Here is a 24,792-nt window from a genome sequence, read left to right as displayed (position 1 = left end):
CGTTCACAACATAGTGATAGAATTCGTCGCTTGTTTGAATGGCTGGCTGTAAATATGCACGGTCATGCCGGTTATCTGTATTGCATATTATCTGGAGATTGAACAATGGCTTTGACTGCTGAACAGAAAGCTGAAATCCTGAAGAAATTCGCTCGCACTGAAGGCGACACCGGTTCCCCTGAAGTTCAGGTGGCTCTGCTGACCGCTAACATCGAAGGTCTGCAGGGACACTTCAAGGCGAATCACAAGGATCATCACTCTCGTCGTGGTCTGATTCGCATGGTAAACCAGCGTCGTAACCTGCTGGACTACCTGAAGCGTAAGGATGTTGAACGTTACCGCAGCCTGATCCAGCTTCTGGGTCTGCGTCGCTGATCGTTTGATACAGTCATATTGGGTGGTGGTGTCTTGATATCACCTCCCTCAGTCAAGGCACCGCGAGCTGCACTATCTGTGGCTGGCGGTGTTTTGTTATTTGCGGGTTGAGAATGTTGTCAGCCCGGGCATTATCTCTCTGCGGGTTGCGACTGCCGGGCTCTGTTTTCTCTGGTAGTCTTGGACAAGAATTACCCATGCCTGCACTCTGTCTGCATGGGGTGCAATTCAGAGACTTCGATTCAGAGGTCTCTGAATTGCATCCATCTCTATGACAGTGTGGATGCAGGTGGGGTGATATCGTTTGGTAATAAAGGAAAATAACGTGAGTATTGCTCCAAAAGCATTGACAAAGACTTTCCAGTTCGGTGAACACACCGTGACCCTGGAAACTGGACGGGTTGCCCGTCAGGCCACCGGTGCCGTGCTGGCAACCATGGGTGAGCTGCAGGTTCTGGCGACGGTAGTGGGTGCTAAAAGTGCCCGTGATGGTCAGGACTTTTTCCCATTATCCGTTCACTACCAGGAAAAGGTTTACGCGGCGGGTAAAATTCCCGGCGGTTTCCTGAAACGTGAAGGTAAGGCCAGCGAAAAAGAGACGCTGACTTCCCGTCTGATTGACCGTCCTATCCGTCCGCTGTTCCCGAAAGGTTTCATGAACGAAGTTCAGGTCATCATCACGGTAATGTCGGTGGATAAGAAGAACGATCCTGACATTCTGGGCATGATTGCCACGTCTGCGGCCCTGGCTATCTCCGGTATTCCCTTTGCCGGTCCTGTGGGTGCTGCCCGTGTTGGTTTCACTGAAGACGACGGTTACCTTCTCAACCCATCTTTCGAGCAGATGAAAAAGTCTGAGCTTGACATGGTGGTTGCCGGTACCAGCGACGCTGTGCTGATGGTTGAGTCCGAAGCGCAGGAACTGACAGAAGATGAAATGCTGGGTGCGGTTCTGTTTGCCCAGCAGGAGTACCAGGCGGTTATTGCTGCCATTAAAGAGTTTGCGGCAGAAGCCGGTAAGCCAACCTGGGACTGGCAGCCAGAGCCAGAAAAAACGGCAGTGAAAGAAGCCGTTGCTGCTGGCTTTGAGCAGAAAATTCGTGAGGCCTATGGCATCACCATCAAGCAGGAGCGCAGCAACAAGCTGGCGGAGCTGCGCGCTGAAGCTGAAGCTGAGCTGGTTGGCGAAGACGAAGGCAAGTTCAGTGCGGATGATGTTCAGACCTACTTCAGCAAACTGGAAAAGTCCGTCGTCCGTGGCAACATCATTAACGGTCAGCCGCGTATCGATGGTCGTGATACCAAAACCGTTCGCCCGATCACGGTAGAAGTTGGCGTTCTGAAAAAGACCCACGGTTCCGCCCTGTTCACCCGTGGTGAAACTCAGGCTATCGTCACCACAACGCTGGGTACTGCCCGTGATGCGCAGTTTGTCGACGCCCTGGAAGGTGAAAGCCGTGACCCGTTCATGCTGCATTACAACTTCCCTCCCTACTCTGTAGGCGAGGCTGGTCGTATGGGTCCTCCGGGACGCCGTGAAATCGGCCATGGTCGTCTTGCCCGTCGTGGTATTCAGGCAGTACTGCCCGGTGAGGAAGAGTTCCCTTATACCATCCGTGTGGTGTCTGAAATTACCGAATCCAATGGTTCCAGCTCCATGGCTTCCGTCTGTGGCTCTTCCCTGGCGCTGATGGATGCCGGTGTGCCTCTGAAGGCACCGGTTGCCGGTATCGCCATGGGTCTGGTTAAGGAAGGCGAGCAGTTTGCAGTCCTGACCGATATTCTGGGTGATGAAGATCACCTGGGTGATATGGACTTTAAAGTGGCTGGAACGGCCCACGGTGTTACGGCGTTGCAGATGGACATCAAGATTGCCGGTATCACTGAAGAGATCATGGATATCGCCCTTGACCAGGCTCTGCATGCGCGTCTGCATATCCTGGCCGAGATGAATAAAGTCATCGCCCGTTCCCGCAGTGAACTGTCGCCAAACGCACCAATGACCATGACCCTGAAGATTGATCAGGACAAGATTCGTGATGTTATTGGTAAAGGTGGTGCCACTATCCGTTCTATCTGTGAAGATACCGGTGCATCGGTTGATATTGCTGACGACGGCACCGTTAAAATTTATGGTGAGACCCGCGAAGCCTGTCAGGCAGCTTATGACCGTGTCTACGGCGTCACTGCTGAAGCGGAAATCGGCAAGATATACAACGGTACGGTAACTCGCATTGTTGAGTTTGGTGCTTTTGTTAATATCCTGCCAGGTCAGGATGGTCTGGTGCATATTTCCCAGATTGCTGATCATCGGGTTGAGAACGTTGCTGACTACGTCAAGATGGGACAGAAGCTTGAAGTGGTTGTGATGGATCTGGACAACCGTGGTCGTATTAAGCTGAGCATGAAAGAAGTTGCTCGTATTAAAGAGCAGCAGGCTGCAGCGGCTGAATAATCACCGCTTCAAAGAGGCTGGCCTCAGTGCCAGTCTCTCTCAATATCTTGTTGTGCATTAGAATTTTCTGCTACTCCCTGACGGAGTTATTCTGTGACCCGCAAGAAAAATGAGAGTCACTTTTTTCACGAGGAGGCTGTCCGAGAATAGCGCCCGTAGCGAGGATTGCGAGAAATTGAGGATAAAAATTTCTGCTTCTGAGGAGAATAGCGGGGCTATTTGACGAAGAAGCAGGAATTTTTAGACCAATTTATCGCAACCGCAGTAGGGCAGTCTATTCTCGGACAGCCTCCTAGTCTGACTGTGTTTAACCCACATGGCAGTGGAACCTAATAATCCTCTTGAGGTCAAACTTCGGTATTCATAGTCCAGGCGTGCAGGGCTTTATTCTGAAGGCATCATCAACCGACTCCCATCGAAAGCCTGCTAGAGTTGACCGGCAAGTCAGTTCAAGCGGTATTCCTGACAGCTCCAGAAACAGATTTAACGGTAAAAGAGTCTATCAGACTCATAAAGATACAGCCTCAGCGCTGAATGATGGCAAGGATATTGAGGATGCCTTTTGGCAAAAAAAACTATTGCAGGGACGTCAAATCACCCCGGCTGATGTGCTCTCAGCTTATAGAAATGATACAACGTCTCTCAGGAGTGGTTTATTCCTTGAGAGGCTTTGCTTAAAGAACATTCTTTATAACAATCAAAAAGTATTCCCGGATCAGGTCATTCAGGAATTCAATCGGAAGCCAAATCAAAATAAGTACAAATTAGCGATAGCGCGCTTCAAATCGCAATGTTGTATAAGGGGGCGGCTGTTGCATGGTCAGCAGGTCACGCCGGATGTGGTGGTAAAAGAATATCAGGCAGCCAAAGCATCACTGGAACTGGCCCGTTTCAAGCAACTCTGTTGCCTGAGGGGTTTGCTATTGAATGGTCACCAGGTCAGACCGGATGCAGTGGTTAAGGATTTTCCGGGTAGTCCCGAAGGCAAAATGGCACTGGCGCGCTTCAAAGCAGAATGTTGCCTGAGGGGCCTGTTATTGAATGGCCAGCAAGTCACTCCCGATGCGGTGATTAAGGCTTATCAGGCAGTCAGTGCAACACTTGAGTTGGCGCGCTTTAAGGCGGCATGTTGCTTTAGGGGGCTGCCGTTGAATGGCCAGCAAGTCACACCGGATGCAGTGATTAAGGCTTTCCCGTGTAGCCCGCAAGGCAATCTGGGGATAGGGCGCTTTAAGGTGGAATGTTGCCTGAGGGGGTTGCCATTGAATGACCGACCGGTCACACCGGAGGCGGTGGTTAAGGATTATCAGGCAATCAAGGCAACACTGGAGCTGGCCCGCTTTAAATCGGAGTGTTGCCTGAGAGGCCTGCGATTGAATGGCAAGCGGATCTCACCGGATGTGGTGTTTAAGGGTTATCAGGATGCCAGTGCAATATTGGAACAGGCGCGCTTCAAAGAGGCATGTTGCCTGAAGGGTCTGCTGTTGGAAGGCCAGCAGGTCAAACCTGAGGCGGTCGTTAAGGGTTATCAGGCAGCCAGGGCAGTATTGGATTTGACGCGCTTCAAAGAGCGATGTTGCTTGAACGGCGTGCCGTTAATGGGGCAGCAGGTCACACCCGATGAGGTGGTTAAGGGTTATGAGGAGGCCAAAGCAACACTGGAGCTGCCGCGCTTCAAACAGGAATGTTGTCTGAGAGGGCTGTCGTTGAATGGCCAGCCGGTTACACCGGATACGGTGATTAAGGATTTCCCGGACAATTCGAAAGGCAGGCTGGGGATGACGCGCTTCAAACAGGAATGTTGCCTCAGGGGAGTGGCGTTGAATGGTCGGCTGGTCGAAGCGGATGCAGTGGTTAAGGATTATGAAGGCGGTGGCTGGTTAATGGAAAGGGCTTATTTTTATGTACAGCTGGCATTAACGGCAAGAGAATTGAACGGTGCCTGTCTGGATAACCGGCAAGTGTTAGAAGTATTTAATGAAGTACCCGGCGATCATGCTGTAAAGCAAGCCGGGTATCTGATTCAAAAGTTGAAACAACCCATGCATTATGATGAAAACAATGCAGCTCAGGAGATACTTCAAGAGGCCTGGCAAATCTTAAACAACGCATCCCATAAAGACGACGAGCAACAACGACTGCAATGTCAATTGCAATTCATGGCTATGCACTATGGGCTGTCCATTGATCATCAGAGAGTGTCAGCAGAGCAGGTATTGCAATCCATCAAAGGACTGAGAAACTCGTTTCAGAGTTCACGTATCCATTTCTTCTTCCTGGCGCATTGCTGTATCACAAGACAGTTGGTTAATGGACGACACGTTCATAAGAATCAGGTTCTGGAGTGTCTTCAACGCTTTTCTGAAGGAAGCAAGATGCGCCATGCTCTGGGCTTCTGGTTTGAACAATGCAGCTGTGAAGCCAATATAATGGATAATATGCTGTTTAAACGAGAAAATACCGTTGTCCGTGGGAGTGATAGTCATCAAGAATGCTCAGCCTGTGACAGTCAAGCTGAGGCTTCTGTTGCGGTCAGTAGAGAGCACCCCGGATCACCTGAACAGTTTACTGACAACGCCTGGTTTGGCTGTTTTTCCACAGATGTAAACGGGTGTTCAGCCAATCTTGACAAAGGAGGCCCACTTTCTTGTCAGGTTACTTATTTAAATTCAATAACGCTGAAAACACTGGAGATTATTCAGGAAATTAATAATTCTTATACCGACCCTCCCATTCTGGTTACCGGTTCATACGCACGCTTTTTACAGAACCTCCACTCATCATTTGATGAGATTGACATTATCTGCACGAAAGAAGCATCTGTCAGAACCCTTTTTGACAAGCTGCAGGCACTGAATACCGACAGTGAGTCAGACATCCCTCAAAGTGTCATCATCTGGCCTGTCCCGGAATGTCAGGCGATGAAATTGCCAAAGGCCTACAGTATTGATCTTAAAGACGGTGATCTGGGGGTAAAGGCAATGGGTTTTCAGGTTTATGTTGACGCCAGAGTAACCGATGGAAAGGCATCACGATTGCCCGTTCTCGTTCCTGGCGTTGAGAGGCCGGTATGGTGTTTGTTGTTTGCAGAAGAAACCAGATTGCTGAACGATACGCTGCAATATCTCACGGATAACCTTGATCAGCTGACAGAGCAATTGCACAAAGGCGCAGCATTCGACCTGCCTCAAACCATTCTGTTTCACAACCCCCAAAACACCGGGGAGCGTATTTATGGTTTGCTGATAGGCTGTCTGCTTATCCTGAATAAAGCCAAACAGTTTATTGCCCTGCACTCTGAAGGAAAACCTGGCTGCCGACCTAACCAGCTTCAGGAAGAATATCAACGCCTTCATGCGCTGACTGAGAGTCTTCAAATGAAATTGACTCACCATGTTTGCCGTCATGATTTTGAGTTCAGAGTTAACGACTGGTTATCAAAAACCCGGCCTTTGAATGAGTGTGAGGTTAAGAGTAGGGAGGCTGTCGAGGAACTGCTTGCGCTGATGAAGCCTGCATAAGAGCGGGTAGATTCCACTCATTGAGCATTTGGTCACACTTGGTGCAAGCCATAAAAAAAGCACCGTGTGGTGCTTTTTTTATGGTTGATGATTACTCATCAAGGAAGCTGCGGAGGTGATCTGAGCGCGTTGGATGACGCAGTTTTCTCAGGGCCTTCGCTTCAATCTGACGAATACGCTCACGGGTAACGTCGAACTGCTTGCCCACTTCTTCCAGCGTGTGGTCGGTGTTCATATCGATACCGAAGCGCATTCTCAGTACCTTGGCTTCACGAGCGGTGAGGCCAGCCAGAACCATGCGGGTAGATTCCTTCAGGCCTTCACCGGTTGCCCGGTCGATAGGCGACTGCATGGTAGCATCTTCAATAAAGTCACCCAGGTGCGAATCTTCATCATCACCAATGGGTGTCTCCATGGAGATAGGCTCTTTGGAGATCTTCAGTACCTTACGAATCTTGTCTTCTGGCATATCCATGCGCACAGCCAGTTCGTCCGGTGTGGGTTCCCGGCCCATCTCCTGCAACATCTGTCGTGAGATCCGGTTCAGCTTGTTGATGGTTTCAATCATGTGAACCGGAATACGGATGGTGCGAGCCTGATCTGCGATCGATCGGGTAATCGCCTGACGAATCCACCAGGTGGCATAGGTCGAAAACTTGTAACCACGGCGATATTCGAACTTGTCCACCGCCTTCATCAGACCGATGTTGCCTTCCTGAATCAGGTCAAGGAACTGCAGGCCTCGGTTGGTGTATTTCTTGGCAATAGAAATAACCAGACGAAGGTTGGCCTCAACCATCTCTTTTTTGGCGCGGCGGGCACGGGCTTCGCCAAGGGACATTTTACGGTTGATGTCTTTTATCTGGACCAGGGAAAGATCAAACTCTTTCTCGATATTGGCCAGCTTTTTCTGGGCGCGAACAATCTCTTCGCGATAGTTCTGCAAAGCATCTATGTAACCACCGCTGCCAGCGGCCAGTTCATCGATCCAGCCAAGGTTGGTTTCGTTGCCCGGAAATGCCTTAAGGAAAATCTTGCGGGGCATTTTGGATTTGCGAACACACAGCTGCATGACCGCGCGCTCGTTATCACGGATGCGCTCCACGGCATTGCGGATTCGGAACACCAGCATGTCGAAGATGCGTGGAACCAGCTTCAGCGGCATGAAAGCTGCGGCCAGTTCTTCAAGTGCCGCCCGGCTGTTATCACGGCCATGAGTGGCAATAGCCGTGGTGGCTTTTTCCAGGGCATCTCTCAGAAGGGTGAAGCGCTCTCTGGCCTCTTCCGGGTCGAGTCCGCTATCGCCCTCTTCTTCGCTGTCTTCATCATCACCATCGTCGTCATCGTCATCAAGTGAATCGTCGATTTCGATATCGTTATCATCGGTATTGGTGATCTCAGTATCATCGTCGGGATCTATATAGCCGCTGATAACGTCGGTGAGGCGGCCTTCTTCTTCAGTAAGGCGGTCATACTCGTCGAGGACAATCTGGGCAGAACCGGGGAATTGAGCCAGTGCCGACATGACTTCACGCCAGCCTTCCTCGATGCGCTTGGCAATCTGGATTTCGCCCTCACGGGTTAACAGCTCTACGGTACCCATTTCCCGCATGTACATGCGGACAGGATCAGTGGTTCTTCCTGCTTCCTGTTCGACGGCGGCAAGCGCTGCGGCTGCTTCTTCGGCGGCAGCTTCATCGGTGTCGGCTTCAGCCATGAGCAGGGTATCGGCGTCGGGAGCGGTCTCGTAGACGCTGATACCCATGTCATTGATCATGCGGATAATATCTTCCACCTGATCAGGATCGGAAATATCTTCCGGAAGATGGTCATTAACCTCCGCGTAAGTCAGGTACCCCTGTTCCTTACCACGGGCGATAAGCTCTTTTAATCTGGATTGTTGTTGCGAATTTGCTGACATATCAACCCTTTAACAGCGGATATTGACGAACCGGACAAAAAACGTAAGCAGGCAATTATAGCTCATAAACTGGGTATAGTACCACAGGGCAGCGGCCCGACTTGGTTGGACGAGGTACCGGAATGCATTCCATGACGCGGGTTACCTTTCCTTGGTGTTTTCAGACCGGGTTTGAATTAGAAATGTGGCCAATAATGCAGTTCCACGGGACACAGTGAAATTCAAGTATACCTAATATTTTTTGTTGTGCAGTTATTTTTTTATGCATGGATTCGAGGAATCGGTTGCATTTGTCTGACACTACCAAAAAAAGATTAACTTTCCCCATTTTTTTCGTGGTGGTTGCCGGGTGTTTTGTCGGTTGCCTGCTGCTGGGTCATCTGCTCTCTGAACGCTTCCTGATGTTGACGGAACTGCTGGCGAAGTTCTTCGTTAATTTGTCCCGGCTTTTTGTTCTGGAAGCTCTGGATAAGTGATTTGTACAGGTTCTTCTGATGGTTTAATCCTGCTTTCCTGCGAATGCTGGCCAGGGTTTCCAGAAACTCATCCCGGTGCGCGGTGGTGCCGTGATCCAGGGCGGCCAGGGCCTGCAGGCGCTGTCCTTTTTCTGTGCCGTACCATTGGGCAATAAGCGTGCTGGCTTTCAGTGACGGCTCTTTTTTCAGGATGGTTAACAGGTCGATCAGTAATTGACTGTCACTGTCGTTTTCCAGTTTCAGGTGGTCAAATGGCTCGGAAACTTCCCGGGCAAACTCCGGATTACATAATAACTGTCGTATGGCATAACCGCAGGTCACCAGTCTGGCTGAGTTGGTCAGATGGCGGGTTGAAGGCCTGCGTGAAATCTCAGGTGTGTTATAGCCCGGGTGTTCTTCTGGTGCGTACTGTCTTTCTTCGTAGTCTGCATCGTAGAAAGGCGCAGGCTCATAGTGACCATGATGAACCTGTGCTTCCTGGTTGATGTTGCGTGCTTCCGGCTCTGGTCGGCTTGTGGATAACTCTCTGGTGCGGGCACTTTCCTGAAAGTGAGCTTCCAGGTAGTGTGTATCCAGTCCTGTCCGGTCTGAGAGCTTTTTCACCAGCAACTGACGAAACAAGCCTTCCGGCAGTTTATCAAGATAAGGTTGAGCCAGTTTGGCCAAGCGGGCACGACCATCCATGGTGGTCAGATCCAGCTCTGACTCCAGTTCCCTGAACAGTAAGTTATCCAGGCTGATGGCCTGGCTCTTGATTCGCTCAATAAAGCTTTCGGAGCCTTCCTTGCGAACCATGCTATCGGGATCTTCGCCCTGTGGCAGAAACAGGAAACGGGCCTGACGACCATCCTGCATGTTGGACAGTGTCGATTCCAGTGCACGCCATGCCGCCCGTCGGCCGGCATCATCGCCATCGAAGCAGAAAATGACTTCAGGCACCACTTTGAACAGTCGCTGCATATGGTCAGGGGTGGTGGCTGTGCCAAGGGTTGCCACCGCGTTGGTGATTCCCTGTTGGGCCAGTGCCACCACATCCATATACCCTTCAACCACCAGGATGCGGCTCAGCTTGCGGTTGGCCTGCCGGGCTTCAAACAGCCCGTAAAGCTCTTTGCCTTTGTGGAAAACCGGGGATTCGGGCGAGTTAAGGTACTTGGGTTTTTCATCGCCCAGAACACGGCCGCCAAACGCAATGTAGCGACCCCGGCTATCCCGGATAGGGAAAATGATGCGCTCCCGGAAACGATCATACACCGTATTGCGGTCTTCATTTTTGACCAGCATGCCGGTGGTGATCAGCTGCTGCTCTTTTTCTGGTGAGGTGGCCAGCTCTTTTTTCAGGTTGTCCCAGCCCGGCGGTGCAAAGCCGATGGCAAAGTGCTGGCAGGTTTGTGGATCAAGCCCCCGGTTTTTCAGGTAGTGGGATGCCCTTGGGGATTGTTCATGCTGTTTCAGCTGGCGGCTATAGAAGTCCACTGCGCGCTCCAGCAGATGGTATAGTTCGCTGTGGTCCGGGCCCCGTTGTCGGTGCGGGTTTTCTTCCCTGGGGACTTCCAGGCCCAGCTGTCCTGCCAGTGTGTCAACCGCTTCAGGAAAGTCCAGGTGGTCGTGGTCCATAACAAAGCCAACGGCATTGCCACTGGCTCCGCAGCCAAAGCAGTAGTAGAACTGCTTGTCAGGGCTCACCGTAAAGGACGGGGTCTTCTCTTTGTGGAAAGGACAGCAGGCAGAGTAGTTGCGACCGGTTTTTTTCAGCTTAACCCGGTGATCGATCACATCGACGATATCAATGCGGGTCAGGAGGTCATCAATAAAATACTGGGGAATCCGTCCGGCCATGGTGGAGTGCTGCGCCTGAAACAGAAAAGAAAATAACTATTGGATAGATACTATCACCCGACAGGGTGAGTGTCAGCTTAACCGGGATTTAACGATTTTGCTGATGGATGACATGTCCGCACGACCCTGCGCCTGTGGTTTAACAATACCCATCACCTTGCCCATGTCGGCCATGCCGGAGGCACCGGTGCTGTTAATGGCGAGGTCGACCAGTTCGATGATTTCAGTTTCTGATAGCGGGGTGGGGAGAAAGTCAGCAAGAACCTCAAGTTCCAGCTTTTCCTGTTCGGCAAGATCCGTGCGCCCGGCAGACTCGAACTGTACAATGGCATCGCGACGCTGCTTTACCATTTTGTCCAGTACTGCCAGGGCACGTTGATCGTCTAGTGACTTTTCATCGACTTCAATTCGCTTCAGTTCGGCCAGAGCCAAACGGATAGTACCCAGTCGTGGTTTGTCGCGATTGCGCATGGCATCCTTCATGGCTTCTGTCAGTTGATCCCTGACAATGCAATCACTCATGACACGTTCCTTTTTACCTGACGTTAAGGTTGGTGGGTTCAAAGCTTAATGGTAGTCAACGCGTAAATCACAGGATTGAAGCAACCGACGTTAGGGTCAGTTGATCAATACAGACGCTCACGACGACGCTGCTCGCGCTGCAGTTTTTTAAGATGACGCTTAACAGCAGCAGCGGCCTTGCGCTTGCGAACGGTAGTTGGCTTTTCGTAGTGCTCACGACGACGAACTTCAGCCAGGATACCAGCTTTTTCACAAGAGCGCTTGAAACGGCGCAGGGCTACGTCAAACGGTTCATTCTCTTTAACTTTAACAGCAGGCATGCAGAGATCACCTTCCTTTTAATAACAAATGTTGACCATGAATCCGCCCCGGTCAGTGCGACTGAAGGCTAAAAAACTCACGGCTGGATTACAGCCAATGCTGCGCGAATGCGATAAATCACCTCTGTGATTACCAGTATCGTGCTTTGAAAAGACGGGACTTTACCCAAAGCAGGACGTTAATACTCACATTAACAAGACAGATTAGTCGCAGTTTTTCAAGGGCGCGAATTTTAAAGCTTATTCAGCAAAAATGCAAAAAACGCCTACTTAAGTAGTTAACCAAATGAAATCATATTTTCTGGCTAAGTGGACAGTCACTCTGCGGCGTTACAACTCCGGTCACATAGCTACGGCTATGCTCCCTGCGTTGTGCCTTGCATAGTAACTGCCCACTTAGCCAGAAATATACGATTCCATTTGGCCAACTACTTAACGTATGATTCTTCCCCTTTATGAAATACCCGGATTCGGGAATTTCACTGACTCTTTTTGCACACATTGTTTCACAGGTTGGTTTAATGATTGTTCTCGGGATAGAAACTTCCTGCGATGAGACCGGCATTGCCCTCTATGACAGCGGGAAAGGTCTGCTGAGCGATGCCCTGTTCAGTCAGATTGATATGCACATCGATTACGGTGGTGTGGTACCTGAACTGGCTTCCAGAGACCATATCCAGAGAGTATTGCCCCTGATTAACCAGGTGCTTGAGCAGGCAGGCATCAGTAAAGATCAGATCGACGCCATCGCCTACACCCGTGGCCCCGGGCTGGTGGGGGCCCTGATGGTGGGAGCCTGTATTGGCAAGGCTCTGGCCTGGGCCTGGGGTATACCATCGGTGGGGGTTCACCATATGGAAGGTCATTTGCTGGCACCCATGCTGGAAGAAACACCCGTAGCGTTTCCATTTGTGGCGCTGCTGGTATCCGGTGGCCACACTCAGCTGGTGCAGGTGGCCGGTATTGGTCGTTACACTCTACTGGGCGAGTCGGTTGATGATGCCGCCGGCGAAGCTTTTGATAAAGTGGCCGCGATGCTGGGTCTGGATTACCCTGGCGGTCCTGCCATTGCCCGGCTGGCAGAACAGGGGCAGGAAGGGCGTTTTCGTTTCCCACGGCCCATGACCGATCGCCCGGGACTGGATTTCAGCTTCAGTGGCTTGAAAACCTATACCCTTAATACCGTGGCAAAATGCCGTAAAGAAGCGATAGCCAAAGAGCCTGCGGATCAGGATCGTGCGGATATTGCCCGTGCCTTTGAACAGGCGGTGGTGGCAACCCTGACCATCAAATGTCGTCGTGCCCTGCAGCAGACCGGTATGAAGCAGCTGATTATTGCCGGAGGCGTTAGTGCCAATCAGTCACTGCGGGCTGCCCTGGAATCCATGGTGGAAAAAGAAGGTGCGGTACTGCGTTATGCCCGCCCTCAGTTCTGCACGGATAATGGTGCCATGATCGCTTATGCTGGCTGTCAGCGGCTGCTTGCTGGTCAGAGCGATGGGCCTGAAGTAGTGCCTGTGCCCCGCTGGCCTATGGAAGAGCTGGAGCCGGTTGGCTAGGAGGCTGACCGAGAATAGACTGCCCTACTGCGGTGGCAGCAAATTGGTCTAAAAAGTCGGAAATTTTTAGCAAATAGAACCACTATTCACTAAAAATTTCCGACTTTTTATCCTCAATTTTCTGCCATCCTCGCTACGGGCGCTATTCTCGGTCAGCCTCCTAGAAGCCTTTTAAAGAAGGGAACCACAAAGGCACGGAGGCACAAAGTTTTTGTTCTGATGTTACCTGTCGAGCAGGTCGCGCCCATCTTTACCTTTGTGGTTTGATGTTGATTTTCTTTTTTAGCGACAGCCTCTTTAGATTTCGTTTTCTGCGCCACTGTTTTCATGATTAAAAGAGCGTGAGTGTGACTCCTATGGATAAAGTACGAATAGAAGCCATTGAAACCCGGGCGGTCATCGGTGTTTATGAGTTTGAGCATGAAGCACCGCAGCCATTGGTGCTGGACCTGGAACTGACGACTGATTTTACCCGCGCGTTCACCAGTGACGACCTGCAGGATGCGCTGGATTACGACGCTATTACCCGACAGGTCAGGGCATTTTGTGAGGCCTCCCGGTATCAGCTCATTGAGGCACTGGCTGGCGGTATCATCACTCAGGTGCTGGAGCATTTTTCGGTGGATAAAGTGGCTGTCACCATTCGCAAGCCGAAGGCTTTGACCAATGCGCTTGCTACTGTCTGGTGTGAGCGAACCCGTACACAGATGATGGGACAGGAATAGCTGGCAGTGACTGTCTATGTGCTGGGTATTGGCTCCAATATTAACGCTGAGTATCAGTGTTGTCAGATGATCGCTGCGCTGGAGCAGCGATTTGGTAAGGTCACGGTCAGTGAGCTGGTGACCACGAAAGCGGTTGGTCTTGAGGCTCCCGATTATATTAACGGGGTGGTTTGCGTTGAGTCAGACATGAGTGCTGAGACATTGCAGCAATGGTGCAAGAGGCTTGAAGAGCAACTGGGCAGGGATCGCGAACAGCACCTTTGTGCTGCGGATATTGACCTTTTGCTGGCGTTGGACAGTTCTGGTGCCCTTGCCGTGGAAAAGTTGATCAATCAGGTTAAAGAACCCTGGTTTCGGCCCCTGGTAACGGAGCTGTTAAACAGGAATATGATGTCATCTGGTTAACGACTTAATTACCATAAAAAAAGGCCGTCTTGAAAAGACGGCCAGAATATTCAGGGGTTAGCCTGAAAAAACATGGCAAATAGCCTGTGCTTATGTACTAACTTGTAGAGTGCTCATCTCCTCATCTGTGGTCAGACTATGTAATTTACCGAAATCTACCATGCGCTGCTCAGGTGTAGGTGGTAGAGCTTTAGGAAAAATGGATGGCCCAACCAAGGACTCTTGGTCACTATATACGGAAGAAGCATCATCGTCGTCGTTATTTTGCTCAGAAGCATTGTCAACCTGCGGTTCACTACCAATGCCGTGGTGGCGGCCATCACGCTCAGCTATTGTGGTTGCAACGAACTCACTGTCGGCGCGAAATTTTTCTACCTCTGTCGAGTCATCGCAAATCTCCTTCAGCAACAAACCTTGGCGCTCGGGATTAACTGGCTTTACAGGCTCCTCTGTTTCCTCCACTGTTGACTTTGTTCGCTGCAATTCAGAGAACCACCGGTCACAGATCCGCGTTGATTCGCTGATCTTCCGTTCTCGTTCCATATGCTTGAAAAATTCTCTGGCCATGACAGTACAGCTTTTGCCATCGTCAGCCTCTGACTCTGAACTGTTTGCAGAGAATTCGAAGTGATCATCATCGACAGTAGGAACTCTTGGTTTGCTGCTTGTTGCGTCCTGTAGCTCATTGTGAGCATGCACATTTTCCTCGGTCAGAGCGAAGAGTTTTTCTCCAATCGCGGCTGCCAGGCTGGCAGCTTGTTCCGGTGTTGGTTCAAAAGAAGCTTTGGGTTTAATGACAACAGGAACTTCGGGTTCAACAACAGGAGCTTCCGGTTGGCTGGCCAGTGCGCTGTTTTTGACAATGGTTTGGGACTTATCGTAGCCCTCATGCCTGCCATCAACGTCACTGTACTTAACCACCCAGTGGTTGCTGAGTCGGCCAGGTGCCTCTTCCCATTTGACCTTGCCATCACTGTCTTTCAGGACTTTGCCATTTTCATCTCTCTGGGCAACATAGCCTTGATATGGAGCCTGGCGCATCTTGCTCCACTTCATGCCTTCCTGATTCTGGTAATCCGGGGCAGACACTCTTCCGTTGTAAGCCAGGGTCAGCTTCCTGTCAGGCGTGGGGATGATCACATCGTTCACCTGGGCGTACATGGTTTTGTCGACACCAGTGACATTGCCGCCGGCATCTCTGGTGAAGATATCCAGGGCGTTACCCTTGGCATCTTTGTAAACCCAGTTTTTCAAACGCCCAATGTCCAGCCTGTCGCGTTTGTCTGATACCCTTTTATCGAAATCAGGATCTTGAGGGTCACGAACAAGTGCACCGTTTTTCCAGTCATCAATGTCTTGTGTACGGTGTTCCTGAAGGTTCGGGCACATCTGGCTCAGGTATTCAAGCTCTTGTTGGATCGAGGTCTTCTCGCACTCTTTGGCATAGATTGCCAGGTGGCGCTTGTTGATATCGATATCCTTTTGCCGATTGCTGATGAGCTCATTTAATGACTTAACCGAAGACTGGTGTCCGCCTGCTTCTGCCTTCTTCAGATCTTTGCGCATTTCTCCAAGCGAGGATTCTAACTGTTTAACCCATGCCTGCACTTCCGCTTTATAGGCTTCAGGATTCGACTCTTTTTTGATGAGCTTTTTGGTATCCCCGTTGTTCGGGTAGGCCGCATCAAAATCAGCCGTCATTGTTGCCACGTCTTTTTCAAGCGTTTGTACTGCTGCGTGAAGCTTGGCGTGATATTGTTCTCTGACCAGCTTGAATGCTGCGATCACGTTCTCGTCAGTGCATTTAAATACAGGACGTTTGGGAGGCTCGCCAGGGTGAACAGGCGCTTTTTGATCAAGCGCTTTACCTTTCTTCACCGCTTTCTGTTTGGCTTTCTGGTATTTGGCATCGTCCTTGATGAAGGCTGCCAATAACTGTTCGTAAGCTGCCATTTCTTTGTTGTAATTGTACACAGCGGTGGCCAGCGCAGGGTCGTTACCCAGTCTCATGGCTACTGATGCATGGTCAGCATCCAGTAAATGATCTACCACCTTACCGCCCGGGGTCTTCTCTTTAACCGTCACGGTTGCCCGACTATTTTCATTAGCCACCGTCAGGGTCCGGGTCGGGGTATAGTAGTACTTTTCACCGGTTTTTGGATCTTCGTGGAGTACTTTTTCTTTGTGCAGCTTCAGCTTCTCATCCGCCAGTTGCTTATTGAACAAGTGGTTGGCTTCAGCGCGAGCTTTCTGACGGTCTACCTTGTCATGAACTTCCTTGTCGGTAACACCGTAGTGCTCGGCCAGCTTTGCGCAATGCGCTTCCTCGCGAAGTGTGTTGTGACGTTGCTTGGCCTCTCTCATACAGAGCTTGTCAAATGCCTGATTTTTTTCCTGCTTGAGAGCATCCTCAGCCTGCTGTGCAGCGGTTTTCTGCTCCAGCTTTCTGGCATTATACTTGGCCGGATGGAATACATAGAGTAACCCTTCGTAAGCAGGGGTAATCACGTAATCTTGCAGAGGTTTGGTAACAAATTTAACAGCGTTAAAGAGGAGCTTTAAGGGGGCAACAAGGTATGAGCCCACGACTTTCAACTTCTCAATTACACGCTCACCCAGGCTGGGCTTGTGAATGACAGTAATTGGCTGATCTTTAATCTCAGACGTTTTCTCAGATTTTATCTCAGCGGTTTTTTCAGCAGTTTTCGCTGGCTTATCAACAGTTTTTTCAGCGGTTTTCGCTGGATTTTCAGCAGTTTTTACGGCAGTTTTCGCTGGACTTTCAGCGACTTTGCCATCTGTGGTTTTTTCTACCGGGGTCGACTTGGCAGGTTTCACCGGAGCAAGCTCTGTCTGGACAGATTTCTGCGCAGACCCTGCCGGTGTGCCACCTATGGCAGCGATGCCTTGTTTAATTCTGTCAGACAGCAGTAAAAGTCGTGGCTGCCGCTGTGACGTTTGGGTTTGCTTGTCTACCCGGGTTGTTGTGGATGTTGCCACAGGCTGGGCATTAATAACCGGAGACGGTTTGACGCCCGGTGGAGGCGGCGGTACCGGTGGGATGTGAGCCGTAGTTACCTGTGATGTTACTGGACCTGTGTTTGCCATGGTTTATGTCCTTATTCAGTTTGTATGATTAATTACATCAATAAAGTATTGACTGAACATTTGGACACTTTATTTGGAGTTTTGTTCCAGTTTAATACTAATTAATGAAGTGTCAGTAACCAGAATGTGTTTTGGAATGCGTTAAGAGATTGAAATTATTATCAATAGCTCATAACGCTGTATCATAGATTGTTGGGGCTTTAATCGCTGATTTTATTCGTTAAGAAGTATTTTTGATTGCATTTGCTGAAGCCGCTTCTGTCTTAATGCTTCGCCGAGGGCTTTTCCTGTGATGTTTTCAGTCATCAACTCTCTGGCTTTAATGGATAAACAGCCAGTCAATAGTTCAATGATCTGGCTTTTTTTCAATTTAACCATTGCGAAGCTGTAGGAAAGAATCGTCATCAGGCTGATAAAGCGTTCAGGGCGGCGCAGGGCATCGGTGGCTTCAAACAGGGACATCAGGGACTCTGCATCGTTGCGGTGAATAACCGACGTAACGCTCTGGGCGTGCTCTGTGACCAGAAGGGCCATATCGGCATATTCTGAAGGTAATCGCAATCTGGATGAAACACCCTGAACCGTCAGTATGCCATTGGTTTTTTCCGCTTCGGCCTGAGGCAGTAGAGGCGAGAACAGGCAGCCAAACCGGATCAGTGCAGTGTTGTTGTCCCGGGCAGCCATGTTGAGGTGCAATAAGGTCTGGTTATGGATCAGGGATCGGAACTCGGGCAATACGGCCTGAAGAGCACCGCAGCACTCCAGCGTTTGAAAGTAGACCGAAGGGCTGGGTTCCATCAAGGCTCTGGACGTTTCTTGCCATACTCTTTCGGACACCAGGTGGGATGCTTCGCCGTTATTCACCATGTTGCTCATTAATTCCAGCGTCTCTTCTGCCACCTGAAAGCCAAGAGGGGCAAGTCTTGCGGCGAACCGGGCAACCCTGAGGATTCTAAGAGGATCTTCCTGAAAAGCAGGCGATATGTGGCGAAGTCGGCGGTTTTTCAGGTCTTCCTGACCTCCGTAGGGGTCAATAATGTTCCCGTGCTGGTCTTCTGCCATGGCATTAATGGTCAAATCCCGTCTCAGTAAGTCTTCCTCCAGGGATATATCAACGGAAGTGTGAAAGCTGAAACCCGCATAACCATGCCCGGTTTTGCGTTCCGTTCGGGCCAGTGCGTATTCCTCTTTGGTTTGCGGGTGAAGGAAAACCGGGAAATCCCGGCCAACCGGCTGATAGCCCAGATCCTTCATCTGCCCGGGCGTTGCACCAACGACAACCCAGTCATTGTCCTTGACAGGCAAACCCAGTAATTGATCTCTGACCGCACCACCTACCCGATAAACTTGCATAAACTAGCACTATTCCAGATATAAAAGTAAGAATTGTTTATAGCAAAATGGTGTATTTTTTTCTCTTTTTAAAATTTTATTTGGGGGGAAGGTTATGAGTGGTCATCAATGGGTTAATGAAGCCATCAGCAAAATTGAGGCGGATTTCCAGCGCAGTGCAGATACACATCTGATACGGCTTGAGTTACCGGAAATCAACGGTGTCGAGGTGTATCTGAAAGATGAAAGCACGCACCCGACGGGCAGCCTCAAGCACCGTCTGGCCCGATCTTTATTTCTTTATGCCATCTGTAATGGCTGGGTTGATGAGAATACCACCATTATTGAGTCCTCTTCAGGAAGTACAGCCGTTTCTGAAGCCTACTTTGCCCGGCTGCTGGGCTTGCCATTTATCGCCGTAATGCCCAGATCGACCTCCATGCAGAAGATACAACAGATCAGGTTTTACGGTGGTCAGTGTCACCTGGTCAATTGCTCCAGTGAGATTTATGCCGAATCCCAGCGGTTGGCAAGGGAGCTGAATGGACACTATATGGACCAGTTTACTTATGCCGAGAGGGCAACAGACTGGCGGGGTAACAACAATATTGCCGATTCCATTTTTCGACAGATGCGGGCTGAGAAATACCCGGTGCCCAGCTGGATTGTCATGAGCCCGGGAACCGGAGGAACATCGGCCACCATTGGACGCTACATTCGATACCAAAAGCTGAATACCCGGTTATGTGTTGTGGACCCCGATCACTCTGTTTTCATGGACTACTACGCCAGTGGCGACTCAAGCCTGACGATTGACCAGGGCTCTCGTATAGAGGGTATTGGGCGGCCGAGAGTCGAACCATCATTTATTCCTGGTGTGATTGATGACATGCGTCGAGTGCCTGATGTGGCCGCTATTGCAACCATTCACTGGCTGGAAAGGATACTGGGTCGCAAGGCTGGCCCGAGTACCGGGACTAATTTATACGGTGCCTTGCAAATTGCTGCACAGATGAAATCCGATGGTCAGGAAGGATCCATCGTTACCCTGTTGTGTGATCCGGGTGATCGTTATCTGGATACCTGTTATAACCCTGACTGGGTTGCTGCCCAGGTTGGGGATATACAGCCATGGATAGACAATTTATGTCGTTTTTATGGCAAATAATACCAACCTTCCCAGACTGCCTCCAAAATAAAACGGCCGCAGATGCGACCGTTGAGAGTTAAACGTCAGAAGATTAAACGTCGGTACCTGGCTGCCCGAGAGGTCCGTATTTCTCCTCCAATCCCCTGGCTTGAGCACTTAAGGCTTCACGAGCACCTTCAATTGCACCTCGTTTGGCCATTAAAAATACCTCCTGGCCCAGGGCATCCTGAAGTGAGGGCGGCAGTCCGGATTGTTGGCCCGTTTGTTGAGTTCTGGATTGCTCACTAGTCCTGACCTCATTCGTTTGTTGGCTGGCCAGTTCCCCAGTTAACCGTTGCTGTGTTTCCGGTTTTGTAGAAGGTTGAAGGTACGCTTCGCATCTAGCGGCTTCCTCGCGATGGAACTCAAGATCCCGGCGGGCATCGGCTTCCAGCCGAGTCCTTGTAGGTCCCTGCTGGCCATAATGAGAAATACCTTCATTCACTAAGCTACTCATGTGTTGAATGTCGCTGTCGACTCTCTGCTCAAGAACTGTACGTTGTGGTGTTGGAGCAGACTCTTTGCTGTCAGGAGGAACGGAGCGGCTATCAAATTGAGCATGTTGAGTTGACCCGGTAACCGAGGTCTGATGATGCGACTCATGACCTGAAGTCTGCACATTCCCGGGAGTTGCAGGGGTGTGTGTGGGAGCCGGGGTATATGGCGGCATTGCCGAACGGTGTGGGTCTTGTTGATGGCCTGTATGGGGTGATTGACTGCTCACTGGCTGATGGGCAGCGGGTGCAGGCGCGGGCGCAGGCGGTGCTGCAGATTGTTTTGCTCCCTGGTCAGGGGCTTTTTCCGGCGCTTTCTGCTCAGCACTCTTTTCCGAGTCAGCCGTCTTTTCCTTTTCAGCAGTTTTTCCTTTTTCAACATCTTGCTCTGATGTTTTTGATTCAGGTGCCCCCCCTGCATTCCTCGTATTGTTTAAGAAATTCCCCAAATTCAAGCGTTCAAGAAGGGTTTTACCGCCAGCTGATTTTTGTTTACCTTCGGCAGCTTTCTTTTCACCTTCAGCAGCTTTCTGCTCGCCGTTAGTCTTAGTCTCTTCCGGAGTTGCAGGGGCTGTTTCTGCGGCAGTTGGCGCTCCCGCTGGAGGTTGAGGTGTCATGTAACTGGTAGCAGGGTGCTGTGCAACGGAGCCGAAGGGGGGCTGGCCACCCTGTTGCTGATAGGACTGGGCTGGAGCGCCTGTTCCGGAACCTTGTAATTGAGGTGCGGGATCATGTGTGTCGACATTATGCCCAACATAGTGGCCAGTCGGCCCGGATGACTGTCCGGTCTGAAGCCCACCCGCTGCCGGTGGAGTGTAGATTGGTTGTGTGACCGATGCTGATAATGGGGTCGCCATTATTTAATCCTTGTTAAATTGATGGAGAAGTAGGGGGTTAAAAATTTTGCGGATCTCATTTTGCCGATATGGCGACAACATTCGACAAGTGGAAGTGTTATTGGTTCTATATCAATTAGTAATTATTTTTTTATAAAGATATACACTTTTTGGTGAACTATCGTAGGGTTTTATCAGTCTACAAAATGAGAATACATCCATGATTGATTCCGGGTGACCATTTAAGGAGTGTGGTCTCTGCTGCGAGTGCAGTTAACCTGGTATCGACGTGCAGAACTGGTGAGTATTATTCAAGTACTCAGGAAGAGCGATAGATATTCTAAATAACCAGTCAGGATCATTGGCTGCAGTCTGGTTGTTCATCCTGCACGCCCCAAATTGGAGAAAGGCAATATGGAGAAGGGTATGTTCCAGGCGAAAGATGCATTCAACGAAGGTATTGTCCGGCAAAAACCAGCTGAACTCTGGTCGATGATCTCTCCTCATTACTGCGTGGATGAGGCTTCCTGGTTACAGGAACTGGTTCAGATTCTGGATGAACAGTCCGGTGATTACCCTGAGACAGCCAGTCAGGCCACCAGAATGATTGAGCAGGTCAGGGGCAGTGACAATGGCATTCATATGATTGATGCATTGTTATTGCAGTACAGCCTGGATACCCGGGAAGGTATTTTGCTGATGTGCCTGGCCGAAGCCCTGATGCGTATTCCCGATGATCGCACTGCCGATGCCCTGATCCGCGACAAGCTCAGTGTGGCTGACTGGAAAAAACACCTGAGCCAAAGTGACTCTCTGCTGGTCAATGCCTCCACCTGGGGATTGCTGCTGACCGGCAAGGTGGTCAACCTTGACGCCGGGGAGGATGGCTCTGCCGGAGGGGTTATTGGCAAACTGGTGAACCGGATGGGGGAGCCGGTTATTCGCCAGGCGGTTAACCAGGCCATGAAGATTATGGGGCGTCATTTTGTCCTGGGGCGGAATATTTCAGAAGCGTTAAAGAATGGCCTGAAACAACGGGAAAAGGGGTACACCTACTCTTTTGATATGTTGGGGGAGTCTGCCCTGACCATGGAGGATGCCCGGCGTTATCACGATGAATACCTGGCGGCGATCAGAGCGGTTGCTACGGAACCTGATCACGAAAACTCCCCCCGTGCCGGCATTTCCATCAAGCTTTCTGCGCTTCATCCACGCTATGACGTGGCCCATAAAGCGCGGGTTTTCCGGGAGCTGGTACCGGCGCTGGTGGATCTGGTGCGAGAAGCCAGGGCGGGCAATGTAGCTATCAATATGGACGCTGAGGAACAGGATCGTCATGAGCTGTTTCTGGAAGTGTTTGAGCGGGTTTACCGACACCCGGATTGCCGTGGCTGGGGTGGGCTCGGTCTGGTGATCCAGGCGTACGGCAAACGGGCACTGCCATCGTTGTGCTGGCTTTCTGCCCTGGCCCATGAGCACGGAGACCGCATCCCGGTTCGGCTGGTAAAGGGAGCTTACTGGGACAGTGAAGTAAAGCTTTGCCAGCAACAGGGGCTGAGCGGTTATCCGGTCTATACCCGCAAGGAAGCGACAGATGTTGCTTACCTGGTGTGTGCCAGGTATCTGTTATCCGAGCCTGTCAGGGCGGCGCTCTATCCTCAGTTTGCCAGTCATAATGCTCACACTGTTGCCAGTATTCTTACCATGGCAGAACGTGAAGGTGCCGCTGATTTTGAGTTCCAGCGCCTCCACGGTATGGGGGATGCGCTCTATAATTTCATCCTGACTGACCATCGTCGTTCGGTGCGTATTTATGCGCCTGTTGGCAGTCATAAGGATCTGCTGCCCTATCTGGTTCGTCGTTTACTTGAGAATGGTGCCAATTCCTCCTTTGTTCACCGCCTGGTGGATGCGAAAACCCCGGTTGCTGAGCTGGTTCAGCATCCGGTGGAGACGTTGACAGGCCGGGTTTGTTTGCAGAACGACCAGATCCCGTTGCCACCGTCTATTTACGGCCAGTCACGGAAAAACTCACTGGGTGTGAATGTGGATATTGACAGTCAGTGGCAGCCATTTCAGCAAAAAGTACTGAGCTTTATGGGGCATAAATGGACTCAGGGGCCGTGGATTGATGGTCAGCTTGTACCGTCAACAGAGACCTCTGAAATAACCTGCCCCCATGACCGCTCTCAGATTGCAGGCCATTTGGGATGGAGTGATGAAACCCGGACCGATACGGCCATTGGCATTGCTGAAGCGGCCTTTGAACGCTGGAATTCCACACCCGCAGAACAGCGGGCAGAATGTCTGGAGAAACTGGCAGACTTACTGGAAGAAAACCGTGAGGAGCTGGTGGCCCTGTGCCATCAGGAAGCTGGCAAAACCGTGCACGATGCCATTGATGAAGTGCGGGAGGCGGTGGATTTTTGCCGCTATTACGCAGGTCAGGCACGGGAGCGGTTTTCATCGTCCATCATGATGCCGGGGCCAACGGGGGAGTCTAACGAGCTGCGGCTTTGTGGGCGAGGGGTTTTTCTCTGTATCAGCCCCTGGAACTTTCCCCTGGCTATTTTCCTCGGGCAGATTACCGCAGCGCTTGCCTCCGGGAATACGGTGATTGCCAAACCTGCTGAACAAACCGGCCTGATTGCGGGCAGGGCCGTTGAGCTGATGCTGGCAGCGGGTATTCCCGGGGATGTGATTCAATTATTGCCCGGCGAGGGTACCACGGTGGGTCGTCAACTGGTGGCTGATGCCCGGATTGCCGGTGTCGCTTTCACCGGCTCCACGGAAACCGCCCGGTTGATTAATCAGACGCTGGCGAATCGCCCTGGCGCAATGATACCGCTGATTGCTGAAACAGGTGGTCAGAATGCCATGATCGTCGATTCCACCGCACTGCCTGAGCAGGTGGTAAATGATGTTCTTTTGTCCGCCTTTGGCAGTGCCGGGCAGCGCTGTTCAGCGCTCAGGGTACTTTATGTGCAGAAAGATATTGCTGACCGGGTGATCGCTCTGTTGCAGGGGGCAATGAAGGAGCTGTCTATCGGTAATCCGAGTTTTCATTCTACCGATATTGGCCCGGTGATTGATGAAAAGGCTCGCCTGTCACTACAGGCACATATCGAACGCATGAAACAAGAAGCCAAACTGCTGTTTGAATGCCAACTGCCAGCGGATTGCGCTAACGGCAGTTTTGTTGCGCCGGTTGCCTTTGAAATTGACCATATTGGCCAACTGGAGAAGGAGCACTTCGGCCCTGTTCTCCATGTGATTCGTTACGACGCGAAAGCGTTACCTGAGGTGATTAAGCAGATCAACAGTACCGGGTATGGCCTTACCCTGGGAATTCACAGTAGAAACGAAGTGACGGCGACGTTTATTGAGCAGCGGGTCAAGGTAGGTAATATCTATATCAACAGGAACCAGACTGGCGCTGTTGTCGGTGTTCAGCCATTTGGTGGCCAGGGGCTGTCAGGTACCGGTCCAAAAGCGGGTGGGCCAAACTACCTGCAGCGGTTTGCAACCGAACAGACGTTGTCGATCAATACCACGGCTGTTGGCGGAAACGCTACGCTGCTGTCTTTGGGAAGTGAGTCTGTTTAAGCAGGGGAAGCCCTTATTCACAGGCTCTGAGGGAGTTGTCTGGAAATAACTTCCCTATTTTCATTGCCTGACTCCGTTCGGACTGAGTGCTGAGCTTGTCGAAGTATCG

The 24,792-nt window shown here is 50.9% G+C and carries 15 protein-coding genes; 8 read left to right on the top strand and 7 right to left on the bottom strand.

Annotation, left to right across the window (positions count from 1 at the left end):
* Positions 1-105 precede the first annotated feature (105 nt).
* The 3 genes from rpsO (at position 106) to ACO6UX_RS10700 (ending at position 6,351) form a co-directional block, all read left to right on the top strand.
* Complete coding sequence (gene rpsO, locus ACO6UX_RS10710; RefSeq protein WP_101746598.1) at positions 106-375, top strand: 30S ribosomal protein S15; 270 nt, start codon at positions 106-108, stop codon at positions 373-375.
* Between the two features lie 325 nt (positions 376-700).
* Positions 701-2,830 carry a polyribonucleotide nucleotidyltransferase gene (gene pnp / locus ACO6UX_RS10705; RefSeq protein ID WP_422447434.1) on the top strand — a complete coding sequence of 710 codons (2,130 nt, stop codon included), beginning with the start codon at positions 701-703 and terminating at the stop codon, positions 2,828-2,830.
* A 374-nt stretch (positions 2,831-3,204) separates the two neighbouring features.
* A complete protein-coding gene (locus ACO6UX_RS10700) occupies positions 3,205-6,351 on the top strand; it encodes a hypothetical protein (RefSeq protein ID WP_422447432.1) in 3,147 nt (1,048 codons plus the stop codon).
* A 91-nt stretch (positions 6,352-6,442) separates the two neighbouring features.
* Here the strand turns inward: ACO6UX_RS10700 and rpoD are convergent, their stop codons facing one another.
* The 4 genes from rpoD to rpsU form a co-directional block, all read right to left on the bottom strand.
* The gene (gene rpoD / locus ACO6UX_RS10695) at positions 6,443-8,272 is read right to left on the bottom strand and encodes an RNA polymerase sigma factor RpoD (protein WP_422447430.1); all 1,830 of its coding nucleotides are present in this window, start codon (positions 8,270-8,272) and stop codon (positions 6,443-6,445) included.
* 314 nt (positions 8,273-8,586) lie between these two features.
* On the bottom strand, positions 8,587-10,587 hold the full coding sequence (dnaG, locus tag ACO6UX_RS10690) for a DNA primase (RefSeq protein WP_422447428.1): 2,001 nt from the start codon (positions 10,585-10,587) through the stop codon (positions 8,587-8,589).
* A 72-nt stretch (positions 10,588-10,659) separates the two neighbouring features.
* The gene (locus tag ACO6UX_RS10685; RefSeq protein WP_422447426.1) at positions 10,660-11,109 is read right to left on the bottom strand and encodes a GatB/YqeY domain-containing protein; all 450 of its coding nucleotides are present in this window, start codon (positions 11,107-11,109) and stop codon (positions 10,660-10,662) included.
* Between the two features lie 104 nt (positions 11,110-11,213).
* The gene (gene rpsU, locus ACO6UX_RS10680) at positions 11,214-11,429 is read right to left on the bottom strand and encodes a 30S ribosomal protein S21 (RefSeq protein WP_020582360.1); all 216 of its coding nucleotides are present in this window, start codon (positions 11,427-11,429) and stop codon (positions 11,214-11,216) included.
* 521 nt (positions 11,430-11,950) lie between these two features.
* Here rpsU and tsaD point away from each other — a divergent pair.
* From tsaD to ACO6UX_RS10665, 3 genes are all read left to right on the top strand, one after another.
* Positions 11,951-12,988: a tRNA (adenosine(37)-N6)-threonylcarbamoyltransferase complex transferase subunit TsaD gene (tsaD, locus tag ACO6UX_RS10675; protein WP_422447423.1), complete on the top strand. Its 1,038-nt coding sequence runs from the start codon at positions 11,951-11,953 to the stop codon at positions 12,986-12,988.
* A 356-nt stretch (positions 12,989-13,344) separates the two neighbouring features.
* On the top strand, positions 13,345-13,713 hold the full coding sequence (gene folB, locus ACO6UX_RS10670; RefSeq protein WP_422447421.1) for a dihydroneopterin aldolase: 369 nt from the start codon (positions 13,345-13,347) through the stop codon (positions 13,711-13,713).
* A gap of 6 nt (positions 13,714-13,719) precedes the next feature.
* Complete coding sequence (locus ACO6UX_RS10665; protein WP_422447419.1) at positions 13,720-14,118, top strand: 2-amino-4-hydroxy-6-hydroxymethyldihydropteridine diphosphokinase; 399 nt, start codon at positions 13,720-13,722, stop codon at positions 14,116-14,118.
* 90 nt (positions 14,119-14,208) lie between these two features.
* On the opposite strand, the gene ACO6UX_RS10660 is transcribed toward ACO6UX_RS10665, so the two are convergent.
* Together ACO6UX_RS10660 and ACO6UX_RS10655 are read right to left on the bottom strand one after the other, a co-directional pair.
* Positions 14,209-17,226: a hypothetical protein gene (locus ACO6UX_RS10660; RefSeq protein WP_422447417.1), complete on the bottom strand. Its 3,018-nt coding sequence runs from the start codon at positions 17,224-17,226 to the stop codon at positions 14,209-14,211.
* Positions 17,227-17,439: 213 nt separating this feature from the next.
* Positions 17,440-18,579 (bottom strand): polynucleotide adenylyltransferase, encoded by a 1,140-nt coding sequence (locus ACO6UX_RS10655; protein ID WP_422447415.1) that lies wholly within the window; start codon positions 18,577-18,579, stop codon positions 17,440-17,442.
* A gap of 94 nt (positions 18,580-18,673) precedes the next feature.
* Between ACO6UX_RS10655 and ACO6UX_RS10650 the strand changes: the two genes are divergently transcribed.
* Positions 18,674-19,726, top strand: coding sequence for a PLP-dependent cysteine synthase family protein (locus ACO6UX_RS10650; RefSeq protein ID WP_422447413.1), 1,053 nt, complete (start codon positions 18,674-18,676; stop codon positions 19,724-19,726).
* A gap of 73 nt (positions 19,727-19,799) precedes the next feature.
* On the opposite strand, the gene ACO6UX_RS10645 is transcribed toward ACO6UX_RS10650, so the two are convergent.
* A complete protein-coding gene (locus ACO6UX_RS10645) occupies positions 19,800-21,098 on the bottom strand; it encodes a hypothetical protein (protein WP_422447411.1) in 1,299 nt (432 codons plus the stop codon).
* 405 nt (positions 21,099-21,503) lie between these two features.
* Here ACO6UX_RS10645 and putA point away from each other — a divergent pair, with 405 nt between their 5' ends.
* Entirely contained in the window at positions 21,504-24,683 is a 3,180-nt protein-coding gene (putA, locus tag ACO6UX_RS10640) for a bifunctional proline dehydrogenase/L-glutamate gamma-semialdehyde dehydrogenase PutA (RefSeq protein WP_422447409.1), read from the top strand.
* The last annotated feature ends 109 nt before the right edge of the window (positions 24,684-24,792 follow it).

The sequence above is a fragment of the Endozoicomonas sp. ALB091 genome (assembly GCF_049310265.1).
Lineage (GTDB): Bacteria > Pseudomonadota > Gammaproteobacteria > Pseudomonadales > Endozoicomonadaceae > Endozoicomonas.
Note: the sequence above shows the minus strand (reverse complement) of the source record. Positions and strands in the feature narration are given on the sequence as shown.

Excerpts from the sequence above, each read along its gene's own strand:
- rpsO (WP_101746598.1), top strand. The coding sequence starts at position 106 with ATGGCTTTGACTGCTGAACAGAAAGCTGAAATCCTGAAGAAATTCGCT.
- rpoD (WP_422447430.1), bottom strand. The coding sequence starts at position 8,272 with ATGTCAGCAAATTCGCAACAACAATCCAGATTAAAAGAGCTTATCGCC.
- dnaG (WP_422447428.1), bottom strand. The coding sequence starts at position 10,587 with ATGGCCGGACGGATTCCCCAGTATTTTATTGATGACCTCCTGACCCGC.
- ACO6UX_RS10685 (WP_422447426.1), bottom strand. The coding sequence starts at position 11,109 with ATGAGTGATTGCATTGTCAGGGATCAACTGACAGAAGCCATGAAGGAT.
- rpsU (WP_020582360.1), bottom strand. The coding sequence starts at position 11,429 with ATGCCTGCTGTTAAAGTTAAAGAGAATGAACCGTTTGACGTAGCCCTG.
- tsaD (WP_422447423.1), top strand. The coding sequence starts at position 11,951 with ATGATTGTTCTCGGGATAGAAACTTCCTGCGATGAGACCGGCATTGCC.
- folB (WP_422447421.1), top strand. The coding sequence starts at position 13,345 with ATGGATAAAGTACGAATAGAAGCCATTGAAACCCGGGCGGTCATCGGT.
- ACO6UX_RS10660 (WP_422447417.1), bottom strand. The coding sequence starts at position 17,226 with ATGGCAAACACAGGTCCAGTAACATCACAGGTAACTACGGCTCACATC.
- ACO6UX_RS10655 (WP_422447415.1), bottom strand. The coding sequence starts at position 18,579 with ATGCAAGTTTATCGGGTAGGTGGTGCGGTCAGAGATCAATTACTGGGT.
- ACO6UX_RS10650 (WP_422447413.1), top strand. The coding sequence starts at position 18,674 with ATGAGTGGTCATCAATGGGTTAATGAAGCCATCAGCAAAATTGAGGCG.
- ACO6UX_RS10645 (WP_422447411.1), bottom strand. The coding sequence starts at position 21,098 with ATGGCGACCCCATTATCAGCATCGGTCACACAACCAATCTACACTCCA.
- putA (WP_422447409.1), top strand. The coding sequence starts at position 21,504 with ATGTTCCAGGCGAAAGATGCATTCAACGAAGGTATTGTCCGGCAAAAA.